This window comes from Shewanella sp. AC34-MNA-CIBAN-0136 (genome assembly GCF_040309945.1).
Lineage (GTDB): Bacteria > Pseudomonadota > Gammaproteobacteria > Enterobacterales > Shewanellaceae > Shewanella.
The window spans coordinates 1-424 of sequence record NZ_JBEOPJ010000052.1 but is presented as its reverse complement, the minus strand read 5'-3'; the positions used below and the strand labels follow the sequence as shown (position 1 = coordinate 424).

The 424-nt window shown below is 45.5% G+C and carries 1 protein-coding gene; it reads right to left on the bottom strand.

What is annotated here, in order from left to right:
- A partial coding sequence (locus tag AAEY94_RS20630; protein ID WP_350979901.1) for a DDE-type integrase/transposase/recombinase occupies positions 1–424 on the bottom strand: 424 nt, incomplete at both ends.

Genomic DNA, 424 nt, shown 5'->3' with positions numbered 1-424 from the left:
ACAGTCCGATTATAGCGTTCTACATAGGCATTCTGCTGTGGATTGCCAGGCTGAATAAATTTCAGTTCTACATTGTGTTTTTCAGCCCAGGCAGCCAGTACCGCACTTATATACTCTGGACCATTATCACTGCGTATCTGTTTTGGTTTTCCACGCCATTCGATGATTTGATCCAATGTTCTCACCACACGCTCCGCAGGTAAGGAGAAGTCGACTTCTATCGCCAAGCCTTCACGGTTGTAATCATCAATCACGTTCAATAACCTAATGCTGCGACCATCTTCCAGTTGGTCGTGCATAAAGTCCATGGACCAACATTCATTGATTGCCTCTGGCACCGCCAATGCGTCCGGTTTATCACGCTTCAAGCGTTTCCTCGGCTTAATTCGTAGATTTAGCTCCAATTCTCGGTAAATCCTATACA